The 14534-nt window shown below is 38.8% G+C and carries 15 protein-coding genes; 1 reads left to right on the forward strand and 14 read right to left on the reverse strand.

All coding sequences use genetic code 11. The annotated features are described in order from the left end of the window. Positions 1-30: 30 nt before the first annotated feature. The 12 genes from ABS917_RS12700 to ABS917_RS12755 all read right to left on the reverse strand — a co-directional run bounded on the left by ABS917_RS12700 (position 31) and on the right by ABS917_RS12755 (position 12448). Positions 31-1119, reverse strand: a complete 1089-nt coding sequence (locus ABS917_RS12700; RefSeq protein ID WP_350479316.1) for an AI-2E family transporter — start codon at positions 1117-1119, stop codon at positions 31-33. 148 nt (positions 1120-1267) lie between these two features. Beyond that, on the reverse strand, positions 1268-2971 hold the full coding sequence (locus tag ABS917_RS12705; RefSeq protein WP_483316065.1) for a M3 family oligoendopeptidase: 1704 nt from the start codon (positions 2969-2971) through the stop codon (positions 1268-1270). A 166-nt stretch (positions 2972-3137) separates the two neighbouring features. Further along, a complete protein-coding gene (locus ABS917_RS12710) occupies positions 3138-4886 on the reverse strand; it encodes a methyl-accepting chemotaxis protein (protein WP_350479318.1) in 1749 nt (582 codons plus the stop codon). A gap of 200 nt (positions 4887-5086) precedes the next feature. Next, positions 5087-5806 (reverse strand): YebC/PmpR family DNA-binding transcriptional regulator, encoded by a 720-nt coding sequence (locus ABS917_RS12715; RefSeq protein WP_350479319.1) that lies wholly within the window; start codon positions 5804-5806, stop codon positions 5087-5089. A gap of 158 nt (positions 5807-5964) precedes the next feature. Further along, positions 5965-6828: a KPN_02809 family neutral zinc metallopeptidase gene (gene ypfJ, locus ABS917_RS12720; RefSeq protein WP_350479388.1), complete on the reverse strand. Its 864-nt coding sequence runs from the start codon at positions 6826-6828 to the stop codon at positions 5965-5967. Positions 6829-6976: 148 nt separating this feature from the next. Beyond that, on the reverse strand, positions 6977-7435 hold the full coding sequence (locus ABS917_RS12725) for a low molecular weight protein-tyrosine-phosphatase (RefSeq protein ID WP_350479320.1): 459 nt from the start codon (positions 7433-7435) through the stop codon (positions 6977-6979). 55 nt (positions 7436-7490) lie between these two features. Beyond that, complete coding sequence (locus tag ABS917_RS12730) at positions 7491-8093, reverse strand: lysophospholipid acyltransferase family protein (protein ID WP_350479321.1); 603 nt, start codon at positions 8091-8093, stop codon at positions 7491-7493. A 66-nt stretch (positions 8094-8159) separates the two neighbouring features. Continuing rightward, positions 8160-9047 carry an NAD-dependent epimerase/dehydratase family protein gene (locus ABS917_RS12735; protein ID WP_350479322.1) on the reverse strand — a complete coding sequence of 296 codons (888 nt, stop codon included), beginning with the start codon at positions 9045-9047 and terminating at the stop codon, positions 8160-8162. Between the two features lie 6 nt (positions 9048-9053). Then, entirely contained in the window at positions 9054-9890 is an 837-nt protein-coding gene (locus ABS917_RS12740; protein ID WP_350479323.1) for a putative RNA methyltransferase, read from the reverse strand. Positions 9891-9990: 100 nt separating this feature from the next. Continuing rightward, positions 9991-10869, reverse strand: a complete 879-nt coding sequence (locus tag ABS917_RS12745; protein ID WP_350479324.1) for a polysaccharide deacetylase family protein — start codon at positions 10867-10869, stop codon at positions 9991-9993. Positions 10870-11001: 132 nt separating this feature from the next. Then, a complete protein-coding gene (locus ABS917_RS12750) occupies positions 11002-11670 on the reverse strand; it encodes a nuclease-related domain-containing protein (protein WP_350479325.1) in 669 nt (222 codons plus the stop codon). Positions 11671-11728: 58 nt separating this feature from the next. Next, positions 11729-12448: a YjjG family noncanonical pyrimidine nucleotidase gene (locus tag ABS917_RS12755; RefSeq protein WP_350479326.1), complete on the reverse strand. Its 720-nt coding sequence runs from the start codon at positions 12446-12448 to the stop codon at positions 11729-11731. A 132-nt stretch (positions 12449-12580) separates the two neighbouring features. On the opposite strand from ABS917_RS12755, the gene ABS917_RS12760 reads away from it, so the two are divergent. Continuing rightward, a complete protein-coding gene (locus ABS917_RS12760; protein WP_350479327.1) occupies positions 12581-13351 on the forward strand; it encodes a TSUP family transporter in 771 nt (256 codons plus the stop codon). A gap of 75 nt (positions 13352-13426) precedes the next feature. Here the strand turns inward: ABS917_RS12760 and ABS917_RS12765 are convergent, their stop codons facing one another. Beyond that, positions 13427-13897 (reverse strand): DinB family protein, encoded by a 471-nt coding sequence (locus ABS917_RS12765; protein ID WP_350479328.1) that lies wholly within the window; start codon positions 13895-13897, stop codon positions 13427-13429. Between the two features lie 84 nt (positions 13898-13981). Then, a complete protein-coding gene (locus ABS917_RS12770) occupies positions 13982-14488 on the reverse strand; it encodes a DNA-deoxyinosine glycosylase (RefSeq protein ID WP_350479329.1) in 507 nt (168 codons plus the stop codon). Between the last annotated feature and the right edge of the window lie 46 nt (positions 14489-14534).

The raw sequence follows: 14534 nt of genomic DNA on the forward strand, positions 1-14534 counted from the left end.
ATGCCCCGCAATTTAGCAATACAAAATAGGTTATACCGTCTTATTGGCAGTCTCTTTAATTTGTTTGCGTTCTTCATAAATATTTTGGACGATTACTTTAATCACGCAGTACGTAGGAATGGCAATTAAAATTCCAATAAAGCCTGCAATATTTCCTGCTGCCAATACGATCGAAATTACTGTCAACGGGTGAATATCCAAAGATCGCCCCATAACATTCGGTGTAATCAAGTTACTCTCTACTTGCTGTGCGACTAGCGTTACAACACCAACCCAAATAACGTCAAACGGATTATTAAGAAGTGCTACAATCACTGCCGGTACAAGGGATAGCCACGGACCGATAAATGGAATCATATTCATGAAAAATGCAAACAAAGCAAGTAATAATGAATATTCTAAACCAATGATTAAATAGCCAATGTACATCATGATTGCGAGTAAAAAGCTGACCAATACTTGTCCTTGTACATAGCTTCTCAATACGTTATCGATGTCTTCTAAAGTTTTCTTCACCCATGTGCGACGTTCCCCGGAAAATATACCATAAATTTGGGGAGCGAATTTTTCATGGTCTTTCAACATAAAAATAAAGAAAAATGGCGCTAATACTAATGTTAATGTGACGGTTACTGCCCCGCTTAAGAAAGAAACAAGGTATTTACTACTTGTGACAGCAATGTCTTGTATCGAATTGGTAACAGATCCTATAAATTCTTCTACTTGCGGTGGCAGCATCGGAATATTTTCCTTATTATCTAAAATAAAATCTGCTGCTTCTTCAATATCCTTCGCGATTGTCGGTGCATTTTCAACAAGTCTGTTTACTTGGTTGGCAATTGGAGTACCAACCAAAATCAGAAAGCTCGCGAATAAACCCGCAATTATAAGAACAATCGTTATTAAACTTCCCCATCTCGGCATTCCCCGTTTTTCCAATATACGCTGCAACGGCTCCGAAATATAATAGAGCACCCCACCGAGTAATAACGGTACAAGGATTGTCGTAAAAATTATGATAATCGGATTAAAAATAGAATGGATTTCAATAAAATATTTGATAATTAATAATGTAATAAGTATACCTACGCCAACTTGGAACCACAGTTTTCTAGTCATCGGCTCACTCTCTTTCTCAAACTTTCTTTTACTTTTAATTTTCACTATAACTATGTACGTTTTAGCATGCCATAAAGCTTCATAAAATACAAAAAATAAAAAAGGTTTGACTCGCAAAATAATATTTGCGAATCAAACCTCTTAAATTTTATAGCTTTTTATCGTCAATTGAATTTAAATAGTCTTCGATTGTCTCTACAACTGATTCCACGCAGCCGTCGTCAAATGGCGAGATTAAGCCCGCTTCCTCAACAAGTTTTGTGAAGGCAAATGACCCGCCAAGACTGCATAAATGCAGATAGTCCTTCCAGGCACCATCAAAGTCTTCGCGTGAACGTTTCCAGAACTGGAATGCACAAATTTGCGCTAACGTGTAGTCAATATAATAGAATGGAGATGAATAGATATGGCCTTGTCGCTGCCAGAAAGCTCCTGATTCTAAATAGTCATGACCGTCATAATTACGATGCGGTAAATACTTCGCCTCGATTTCCTTCCAGGCAGCATTGCGCTCAGCCGGTGTCATTTGCGGATTTTCATATACGACATGCTGGAATTCATCGACTGCTACACCGTATGGCAAGAATAGTAACCCGCTGCTTAAATGCGAGAATTTATACTTATCTGTTTGGTGCTCGAAGAATAACTCCATCCAAGGCCATGTAAAGAATTCCATACTCATAGAATGGATTTCAGCTGACTCATATGTCGGCCATAAGTATTCCGGAATCCCAATATTTCGGCTTGAATACACTTGGAATGCATGTCCTGCCTCATGTGTCAGTACATCAATATCTCCAGATGTGCCGTTAAAGTTCGAGAAGATGTACGGTGATTCGTAGTCTTCGATAAACGTACAATATCCGCCGCTTTCCTTACCTTTTTTCGCAACTAAATCCATGAGGTCATGCTCGATCATATAGTTGAAGAACTCACCTGTTTCTTTAGATAGTTCTTCGTACATTTTTTTACCGTTATCGATAATCCATTGCGGGTCACCTTGAGGTACGGCATTTCCTGTTAAGAATGTTAAGCCTTCATCATAGAATTTAAAGTCTTCCACACCGATGCGTTCTGCTTGGCGCTCATACAGTTTTGTTGCAAGCGGCACGATACTTTCACGCACTTGTTCGCGGAATTTTGCGACCATCTCTGCATTGTAGTCAACGCGGTTCATATTGACATAGCCAAGTTCTACATAGTTTTTGAAGCCTAATTTTGTCGCTATTTCATGGCGAAGCTTCACTAAATCATCATAAATCTGATCGAACTTTTCTTTGTTTGAAGCATAGAAATCCGCACTCGCTTCACGTGCCGCTTTACGTACTTCACGTTCTGTCGATTCCGCATATGGTCCCAGCTGTGCCAGCGTCAATGTTTTGCCGTCAAATTCAATCTGAGCAGAAGCAACGAGCTTGCTGTATTCAGACGTTAATCTGTTTTCCTTTTGCATAAGCTCGATTACTGCAGGAGAGAAACCTTTTAATAAGTTTTCAGCTAATGCAAATAGTTGCGTACCCCATTTTTCTTCCAGTTGTGCACGGAATGGCGACTTCACTAGTTCCGTATAGTAATTGAATACAAGCTCATCTGCCATTGGGCTTACTTCATCGAAATGGTCACGCTCTTTTTGGTAATATTCATCATTTGTATCGATTGATGCACGTACATAGACGATATTAGCCATTGTAGAAAATGTGTTGCGAATCGCATTTAATTTTTCGATAACTTCGCTTTGTTCATCTACAGTAGTTGCAGTTTTAAATTCCTCTAATAATGCAGCTGTCTGTTCTTTCATTTGTTCTAAATCCGGACGTTTATAATCAAAGTCTTTAAATGTTACCAAACTCATTCACCCCATCTGTTCATTTCATTCGGAATTCGAAATTCCCTCTTTTATTATTTATGATTATGGCAGAAATTGCAATTATTTTCAGAATATTTATCCAGCTTTATTTTAGGTTAATGGACATAAAAATAAGCAGCCGAGAAAAGGTCTCTGCTGCTTATGCCAGTCTTTATATTTTAAACTTATTCATTTCCAAAACAACTTGTTGTGAATGGTTATCCAATTCTTCAACCGCTTTAGTTAAATCATCGACTACGAGTGTTTGTTCATCAGAAGCAAGAGCCAAATGTTTTGCATAGTCGGAAGTATCATTTACTAAACGACTCATTTCCTCGGTCGAAGCTAAAATTTGTTCTGCACCTGCTGACATTTGCTCAACAACTGCTGAATCGTCCTGAATTCGATTGTTGACATTCAATACAGAATTTAAAATTTGATCTAAGCGTTGACCAATTTCGCCAACTGCCATTGTTCCTTCTTTGACATCTGTTGTCGTCATATCAATCTCAACTAGCAAGCGGTCAGTAATATGCGAGAATTTTTGAAGATGACCCGAAATTTCCTCCGCGGATGTACGGGACATTTCAGCAAGCTTCTTCACTTCATCGGCTACAACCGCAAATCCTTTTCCGGCTTCTCCGGCACGTGCTGCTTCAATTGCTGCATTAAGCGCCAGTAAATTCGTCTGATCCGAAATATTCGTAATGACTGTCACCATTTCTTTAATCGAGTGGAAGTTTTCACCCATTTCTTTCACAAGCACAGCCGTATTTTCTACCGATTTTTCTACTCCTTGAATCTGGTCAACTACCTTACCGGAACTTTGTGCACCATCTTCTACAAGGCTCGTCATATCGGAAGAAATTTCAGCAATTTCATTAAATGTATCGGCCAGTTTCTGAATGCCGATTGCCATTTCATTCATCGCAGCATTTACTTCATTATTGCTTACTTGCTGTAATGTCCCGCTGTGTGAAATCGTGGCGATATTTTCCACCATTTTTTCATTTGATGTGTTCACACGTTCTGTAGATGTTTCGATTAGATCGACTACTTCTCCCAGCCCATCTGTACGTTCCTTCAATACTTGGAAAGTAGCTGATAACTCGACAAGCGAGCTTTGGAAATTTTTTGCGAATGCTGTGATTTCATTATTTGTTTTAAAATTCAGCTTATCCAACATAGCCTGTGATTCAACAATATCACCTGACGCTAGATTTTCTGCTGCTTTATTCAATGTTTGTAATGGGGATAACGCTCGACGGATATAAGTATAAATACCGATTAAAGCTGCTATAAAAATAATAATGAAAATGAGCGCAATAATTGGGACAATCTCTTTTGCTACATTCTCTGTTAACGAAGAAACATACGATGCATCAATATCAACACCTAAATAGGCAATCGTTTCTCCTGCATCATTTTTAACCGGAACAATACCTGTAATATATTTACCAAAATCACTGCTTAGAAGGTCTGATGCAAATTGACCGTCTTCAATAACACGCTCAATATGCTCGTACTTTGTAGAACCCGATGCCTCACCCAGCTTCCCGGCATTTTCAGTATCATCTGCCGGCATGCCATCAACTAAAAACGTGACTTCCCCATTTTCTTCTGGTACAAAATAGGTATAGGCATACATGACACCATTGTATTCGCGTAATTCATTTAACTGTTCACGTAATTCCCAATATGTTGCATTTTCCTCTGGTTCTTCAATAAGCTGCTCATACTTTTGTACATCTATGTAATTTACGATATTACTAGCTACTTCTATCGTACGTTCTTTCACTGATGACTGAACTGAACGCGCGGAATTAAATTGAAGCATAATAACTGTTAATAGTAAAATAACGGCGAAAATAATGCCAATCATCAATATGATTCTACTACCTAATTTATCCATTCTTTTCATAGCCTATTTAATCTCCTAATATAATATTTAATTGTTAAATTTATTTTGAATTAAAGATTAATTAAAAGCAATGTCTTTTAATGAATACTATATATTATTAATGAATAATAAGTAAATAGAACTATCACTTACCCATTAGTTTCCAGCATAGATTGGAAGCACAAAAAAAGCCCAAAGAATCATCTTTGGGCTTACATTTTTTATTCGCCTAAATCAGCATTGTGGTATACGCGTTGCACGTCTTCCAAATCTTCCAATGCATCAATCATTTTTTCGAATTTCACTAAATCATCACCAGTTAAAGCAACATCTGTCATTGGCAGCATCGTTAATTCTGCTACAGTAAACTCCTCGATGCCTGCATCCTTAAATGCTTCCTGTGTAGCATAGAATTGTTCAGGCTCAACATAAACGATAATTGTGCCTTCTTCATCCATAATGTCACGCATATCTAAATCAGCTTCCATTAAAATTTCAAGAATTTCATCCTCTGATTTACCTTCAATTCCGAATACAGCTGTATTTTGGAACATATGCGCCGCTGAACCAGATACGCCCATGTTACCGCCATTTTTGCCGAATGCTGCACGTACTTCAGAAGCTGTACGGTTTACGTTGTTTGTTAATGCATCAACGATTACCATTGTTCCTGCTACACCGAAACCTTCATAGCGTAACTCATCGAATTGCTCATCGCCGCCGCCTTTTGCTTTATCAATTGCTTTTTCAATAATATGTTTTGGTACAGAGTAAGTTTTCGCACGTTCTAAAACTGTTTTTAGTGCACGGTTAGATTCCGGGTTTGGTTCACCTGATTTTGCTGCTACATAAATTTCACGACCGAATTTAGCATAAATACGACTATTTGCTGCGTCTTTCCCAGCCTTTTTATCTTTAATGTTATTCCACTTACGACCCATTTTGTTCACTCTCTTTCATACTCTATTAGTAACGTTATTTAAAAACGAAAAAATATATTTAACTTATTTATTATACATAAACTTGAAATGATTTTAAATTACTCTGTCTAAAAAAAATGTAAAAACCTATAGCATTTTTTCTATGCTATAGGTCACGTTTATAGTTGGGAAGCCTCTAAGTTAAATGTATCGCCGCCTTGGAGTGTTCCGGCATTATAGCCTTTTTTGAACCAGCGCATCCGTTGTTCGCTTGTACCATGTGTAAAGCTTTCCGGAACGACATAGCCTTGCGCTTCCATCTGCAATGTATCGTCTCCAATAGCATTTGCTGCAGTTAAAGCCTCTTCAAAATCGCCTTCTTCCAAATAGCCCTTGTCCTGGACATGGTGTGCCCATACACCCGAGTAGTAGTCCGCCTGTAATTCCAGCCGTTTCACTGCTTCATTGTACTTGGCTTGAGATACTTTTCCGTTCAACGCATGTACTTGTCCGGAAGTGCCCAATAATGTTTGAACATGGTGTCCAACTTCATGTGCGACTACATAGGCCATCGCAAAATCACCCGGTGCTTCAAAACGGTTTCTTAATTCTTTATAAAAACTTAAGTCTATATAAAGCTTATAATCTGCCGGACAGTAAAACGGTCCAACCGCAGCACTTTGCATCCCGCATCCGGAACTTACACTATCCGTAAATAATACGAGCGTCGGGTTTTCGTAGGTCAGCCCATTATCAGCAAACAATTGTTGCCATATATCCTCTGTATCCGCAAGTACTACAGAAACGAATTCAGCCAGTTCCTCTTCTTCAGCGGTCGGTTCATAGTTTTCAGAAGTTGCACCGTTTTGCGTAATGCTCTTTGATACTTCCGAAACAACATCCCCTGCATCTCCACCGTTGAGCAATGTAAAAATAATGGCAATAATTATCCCGACACCGCCAAGACCTCCGCCGATTTTCCCGGCACTCATCCCTCGACGATCTTCCACATTGCTGCTTTTACGTCTTCCCTTCACATCCATTGCTATTCCCTCCATATGAATCTTTACATACTTTGCCATATAATTACCCTTAACAGTGCTTCTTATAACAGTCAGTAGAAAATAACATTAGTTAAACAGCCAAAGAATAATAAAAAAGCGAAGCGGATTATGTCCACTTCGCTTTTCCTTATAAATCCGCTTCAATTTTTTCCAGCAATGCCTCGCAGCCTTCTAAACATAGATTGTACGTTTCCTGGAAATCCCCTGTATACCAAGGATCCGGAACATCTTTTTGATGTGACGTCAAATCAAGGAAACGGAATACCTTTGCATCTGCTTCTGCGCGAAGCATTTCAATCGTGTTTTTCACATTGCTTTCATCCATACAGACAATGTAGTCAAAGCTGTCTAAATCGGAAGTGCGCAACTGTCTTGCAAGCATGCCTGTTGTCATAATTCCGTATTCCTGTAATTTCGCCATCGTCCTTTTATGCGGGGGTTCTCCAATATGGTAATTGCTCGTGCCGGCTGAGTCGACTGTAATTTTATCCGTTAAACCGCGTTTAGCGATTAAATCACGCATAACAGCTTCTGCCATAGGAGAACGGCAAATATTGCCCAAACATACGAATAGTACTTGCTTCATCTCTATTTTCCACTCCTAATAAAGAAGCCGCACGAAAGATTCCGCGCAGCTTCTGTTATTTTACTTCCGGGTGCATTTCTTTCAAATGCTCTGTTAATCGGTTCAGCTCATCTTCCAAAAATTGAACGGATTGTTCACGGCCTTCTTTTCCTGAGCCAACCGTAAATGGCTTTCCGTAAATTAAATAGCCTTTTTGACGTTTGAAAACACCTTTCGCATCTTTCGGACCGATATAAGCAGCCGGCAAAATTTCCGTCTTCGCCAGCTGAGCAATCGTCACTGCGCCGGCTTTCAATTCCGAGTTTTCAGAACTTCTCGTTCCACTCGGGAAGATTCCGACTACTTTTCCTTCTTTAATAAGCTGACGAGGGATTTTAATAACACTTGGTCCCGGATTGTCACGATCCACCGGGAATGCATTCAATCTCGATATTAGCCAGCCTAATCCTTTCACATCGAATAGTTGCTTCTTAGCCATAAAATGTACTTCTTTTGGCAGCATGGAAATCCCCAGGTTCAAAATATCGATATAGCCATTATGTGTACAGGCAACGACAAAGCCGCCTTCTTTCGGTATATTTTCTTTCCCATATACCTTTGCCTTTGACCCGTTAACCCCTAAAATTCCATATACAACTCTTGCAATAAATTTATACACGTTTCATTCCTACCTTATCGTTAATCTCACTTTATTTTAATTGAAAGTAATACCTTCATTCAATGACTACTGTTTCGCCGTAGTTCCTGCAATTTGCTCGATTAATGGAGGCAGCCAATCTTCAAGCTGGCTGAACGGAAATCCTAATTGCTCCGCCTTGTCATTTCTCATATACCATGTTGCGGGAATGGCGTATGGTGAACGGATTTCCTCTGTCCCAAGCAACGCTATTTTGGCACGTTCGCCTGACTTTTCTTCAATAAGAGAAATGAGGTCTTTTAAAGAAATGACACCATTTGCTGTCGCGTTAATTGGGCCTTCCACATTATCATTACCTGCCCACTGTAAGAATTGGGCCGCTTCCGTTGCCTGAATAAAGGACATTTCCGCATCCATGTTTAAAAATCCGATCGGTTCCTTATTAATTATGCGCTCAATATGGAAATGTAAACGGCGCGTATAATCATCTTCTCCCATTACGATTGGGAAACGAACTGCGACTACAGGAAACTCGGCAAATTTAAAAAATACCGCCTCTGCCAGACGCTTTCCTTCACCATACGTAAATTCATGTGTGTCCCCCATGATGATGCCATATGAAGTCGGATCGAAATCTTCTTCAGAATGCGGCTTGCCATCTGCATCATATACAGCTAATGTAGATGTGAAAACAAGCTTGCCGATTTTTCCATTAAACAGATCGCACAGCTGCTTTGCTTCGTTTGGAGAATAGCAAATATTATCATACACTATATCAAAAGTACGGTTTTCCAATGCTTTCTCAAATGCCGCTGTATCTTTACGATCGACTTTAATATGCTCCACTGCATCGCCAAAAGGGTTTTCCGACATTCCGCGTGTGACAATTGTTACTTCTTGCTTCTGCTCCAATAAAAGCTCCACTAATTTACGGCCAAAAAATCGTGTCCCGCCTAATACTAAGATTTTCTTCATCTACGATCACTCCATTCCAATTAATAAATCTACATCAATTGTAATTTCCTGTAATTGAATACTTTCTTTATCGTCAATATGCCAGCCCATCGGTGTCATTTCAAGCAGATTTTGTACTAAATGTGCTTGAAGCGGTACTGTATACGTAATTCTTTTAACTTCTGTTTTTGAAAAACTTGCTTTAAAACGCTCTACAGTTTGGACATTTGTATAGCTTTCCTTTTCCGAATCTGCAAAGGCCTGTTTACGCAGTTCTTTTAAGTAATTTTCCTGTGGCACGACTTTAATTACTTTGCCGCCTCGCTTTAATAGCCGCTTAAATTCATCATAATTTGCAGGGGATAAAATATTTAAAATCGCATCAAAAGATTGCTCGTTGAATGGACTATTCGCTAAATCACCGACACACCATAGCTGCTCGCCATTATACTTTGCCGCTGCGATTATCCCTTCTTTTGAAATATCGATTCCTACACCGACAGGGCGATCAAGCTGTTGGCAAATACGTTGTAAATGTGATCCCTCGCCACAACCTGTATCTAAAATAACCGGTCGTTCTACCGTGATTTCCCGGGCAATTGCTGCTTGTAACCGATCATAGATTCCTGCTTGAATGAAAGTATGGCGAGATTCGAATAATTCTTTTCCATACATGGACTGGACAGGACGGTTTAACATATAAACATAGCCTTGTTTTGCCACATCAAATGTATGATTCGATAGACAGCTCATTTTCCCTTCATTACTTATTTCTATTTCCTGTTTACAAATAGGACAAGCAAAAAGTCGACTATTGAATTGAAACTGCTTAATACTTAACGCTCGTTTTGATAATAGACCCATTATGGATCCTCCTTCATATGTGTTCGCTAGTATCGTACCATAAACTCATTCAAATAAAAAAAGGAAATAGTGGTCACTACTCCCTTTAAATACTTTCAATCTATAATAGTTGGCTCGTTGTCACAAATTCATAGCCTTCTTCTTTCAAATACAATATGACATCCTCTAATGCGTCTGCGGATTGCTGGTGAATATCATGCATCAAAATAATGCCATTGTCCTTTGCTTGTGCTTTTAAATTCGCCAATGTCTTTTTAGGTGTTTTATGCTGCCAATCAAGTGTATCGATATTCCATAGCACTGGCGTTAAATCAATCGACTCCCGTACTTTATCATCCAATGCCCCAAACGGTGGACGATACATCGTAGGCGTCTTTCCTGTCGCATCACAAATCGCCTCGTTTGCCCGGTCGATTTCCGCCCGCATTTGTTGTGCGTTTAGCTTCGTTAAGTTTTTGTGGCTCCATGTATGATTGGCAATTTCATGACCAAAATCATCCGCTTTTTTCACGATATCTGGATACTTTGCAACGTTTTGACCAAGCATAAAAAAGGTTGCTTTCACTTCATACTTTTGCAGTGTCATTAAAATTTGATCGGTCACATTTTTATGGGGGCCGTCATCGAACGTAAGTGCAATTCTTTTATGACTGGCCTGTTGTTCAGCTGGTTTTTGCTGTTGGTCATTTTCTTGTACAACATCGGCCTCCTTATTATCCAATATATTTTCAACCTTTATGTATGTTGTACAATTTCTGCCCGGTAACCCTCCGTCATTCATATAATACGGCATCATTTTATTTAAGCTGCCGGATGGCTTGTTTATATAATCATTGGAGAATGATGGCTTATTATTAGTAGCATTCACCGCGACCGTTTTATTACTTGCATAAGTTGACGGAATATCAATCCATAGACGAAATCCGACAACTATTAATATTCCACATAATATGCTGAGCACTGTTATTTTTTTGCCCATTCTACTACCCTCCTTTCCTCTTATATTTATTAGACGTATTAAGAGAGCAAAAAGTTAATAAAATTTTGGATTTTTTTATATATTTTTCCCATAAAAAAAGCAAAGTTGAAAAACTACTCTGCTTCTGTCTTATTAATTTGCGGTTTTGACAGTCTTTGAACGTAATGTCGTATTTTTCCCATGCATAAAGTTTTCTAATACTGCGTACAAATTTTCAATCTCTGTATCTGATAAACGTTTTCCTTCAATTGTTGTTGCCCATTTCTTTAATTCCGCGATTTTCAGCACTTCAACATTGGCAGAATGAATTTCAATCTGCTGGAATGAACAATCATTCGTAAAAACTACCATTGTTTCAAAAAGTTCGCCATCTACTTCCGGCAGCTTGTCTTTTAATATATGGGTCAAACGTTTTGTTTCATGGATTGGATTATTAAATACTTTTTTCTGATTTTTATGTAATAGCTCAATCCATTCGAAGCTCTGTTCCCGTCCATTAATCCATCCTGATTTCACTTTCACATTCATTACATAAATTCCTGATTCATGAAGTAAAAGAGCGTCAATAGTTTGAACTTCATTGTGTACAGGAAGTTGTAGATTCACCATTATTTTTTTTGTACCTTGAACATGCTCCAGCTCTTTTACAATCTGATAGGATGTTCGGACACTTTTGTTCATAAGGACGTCAAAATACGAATAGCCGGTCAATTGGTAAAATGTTGTATTGTCATGACTATATAGTTTAAATATAAAGTAACCTATAATCGCAATTAGGACGACCAGTATAAATAAGGTCATTGCGCTCACTCCTTGCCTGCATCATCGCATTTCATTTTATATAGTACTAATGCCTTTATTAAATTCCTAATGGCTGTGGATTAATGGCTTTATTACTGTTTAAAATCGGTAAAAGTTGAGCCAGCTTTTGTATTTCATAAGTTGGCTGAATTGTTGCTGGTACTGCATTAAACGGGTTAAGCCAGCATGTATCGATGCCGGCATTTGCGCCCCCGATAATATCTGCACTGTAGGAATCACCGATAATCATCGCCTTGTTCGGGTCGAAATTCGGAATCCGTTCAAACACATAATCAAAAAATGGCTTCATCGGTTTTTGATAGCCTGTATTTTCGGAAACGAAGACTTGCTTAAAATAAGGTGCTAACCCTGTTACTTGGAGGCGTTTTATCTGTGTCTCCGCCAATCCATTCGATGTAATATACAATTCGTATTCAGGTGCCAATGTTTGAATTAGCTCCAATGCACCTTCAACAAACACTTTACTTTCTGCTAAATAAACACGGTACTCCGCGTCCAATACCCTGCCATCCACTTCGACGCCAAAATGCTCGAATGTCTTGCCGAAACGGTTTTCCATTAAAATATCTCGAGTAATCAGCCCTTCTTCAAGCGAGCTCCATAAACCCGTATTAATTTCTCGGTAAACAGCTTCGATTTGAGGCGTTAATGGTAACTGATGTGCTTCAAATAATTTCGGCAAGGCTAACCTTTCTGCCGCTTTAAAATCCAATAATGTATCATCTAGGTCAAACAGTAAAAATTGATAATTCTTCATTTGTATTCTCCGTTTCCATTATACTGATATATTACCTTATTATAATTAAATCATAATTTTAACTATTTACACTACTCCTAATTTTCGATAGCATGAGTGTATTGCTCTATGTGAAGAAAGAAGGGTTCTTTTATGGGATTTGAGTTAGACCCACAACTAGTTATTATTTTAATTTGTTTTGGTTTTTTAGCAGCATTTATCGATTCGGTTGTGGGAGGCGGCGGCCTTATTTCACTGCCTGCATTAATGTTTGCAGGGCTAAGTCCCTCTGCAGCTGTTGCAACAAACAAACTCGCCGGGACAATGGGTTCCTTAACGAGTACTATTACCTTTTATCGGTCTGGAAAGCTGGATATTAAATCTGTCATGAAGTATTTTCCATGGGTTTTTATTAGCTCGATGATCGGGGCTTGGATTGTCCATTTACTTGATCCAAATTTGTTGAAACCTTTAATGCTGATTATGCTGGCAGCAGTAGCTGTCTATACAATTTTCAAAAAAGATTGGGGCAGTATTTCAGCGGTCAAATCACTTTCAAAGACAAAGTATCTGTTATTTTTCTTAGTGATTTCACTGATTGGTTTTTATGATGGGTTTTTAGGTCCTGGTACTGGGTCATTCCTGATATTTGCATTTCTGATGGTTGGCTATGATTTTTTAAAGGCAGCTGGTAATGCAAAACTCCTTAATTTCGGGAGTAATATTGGAGCGCTTTTAATGTTTATCTATTTAGGGCAAATCAATTATACATATGGCTTGATTATGGGGGCCGCCCAAATTGTCGGAGCGATTGTCGGTTCGCGGTTTGCAATTAAGCGTGGAAGCGGCTATGTGCGTGTCCTTTTCATCATCGTCACGATTACATTACTTGCAAAAAATAGCTATGATTTTTTCTTGAAATAATTATACCGGATGTCCAACTTAAACTTGGACATCTTTTTTTAAAATAAGCCCCGAAACATGTTCGGGGCTTATTTCTTATTGCATTTCTTTTGTAGGCCCCATTACCGGAGGCACTGCTAAGCCCGCCTGGCGAAGTAATACTGTCATTTGACCAACATGATGTGTTTGATGTGTAATCACTGTGCGAAGTAATTCACCGCGCTTCATCATACCGCCGAAAGCAGGTACTTCTTCTAAAAGCTGTTCTTCTGTTAATGCTGCCGCTTCTTTTTTATACGCTTCGCGCACCATTTCATACTTCTCTATAATTTCAGCCATTGTTTCTGGCTGTGGCATATCAGGACCTGGACCCGGAATTTGCAATCCTGCAAAATGGCCGAATGCGCCTGCTACACTTACTAAATGCCACGATAACCATCCTAATGAATTGTGCTCATCTACGATGGCGATATGCATTTTGTCATTTGGAACAGCTTCCATTACTTTCAATGCACCTTTTGATGAAATCGCCCAATCTTTTACAAAATCTTCAGCTACACGATACATAATTAATTCCCCTTTACTACGGTTTGTATTTATCATACCGAATAAGATGGCATTGCGCTATCAATCAACAGCTAAGACTTTTCGTTAAAATAAATAATCCAGCACGATGCTCCATATTTCAACTTTTTCATCAAAGGTTTTAATATTCTTCCCTGGAATTGGACTTGTTGATGGCATTTTTTTATACGCCCGTCCGTCCAATACTTCGAGTCCGGTATGTCTTTTAAAAACATCGAAGCTTTTCCCGCCATTAAATAGGACAAGCTGTATTTGCGGATATTTTTTAAACAGTTCCGAAAAGTTATTCGGTACTTCATTTTTTATTGTTGCATCCAGGCTTCCTTCACGTTCACAGCTCTCAATCGAATCCCATAGCCCTATACGATGTTTACGAAGAAGTGCAATTCTTTCGTTATAGTCTTCCGGAATTTCGTTTGCTAGAAGCCTTCCCATAATCGGCCAAAAGTGATTCCGTCGGTTGCCGTAGTATTGCTGCTTTTCCAGTGATTGTTTTCCTGGCATCGATCCAAGGATAAGCACTTTAGTTTTTCCATCCACAATTGGAGGTAATATATTTCTGATTGGCTCCATCGTTTTCAATCCCTTCACTATTGTCAGCCTTATTATAAATAAATTT

The sequence above is a fragment of the Solibacillus sp. genome, assembly GCF_040273735.1.
GTDB lineage: Bacteria > Bacillota > Bacilli > Bacillales_A > Planococcaceae > Solibacillus.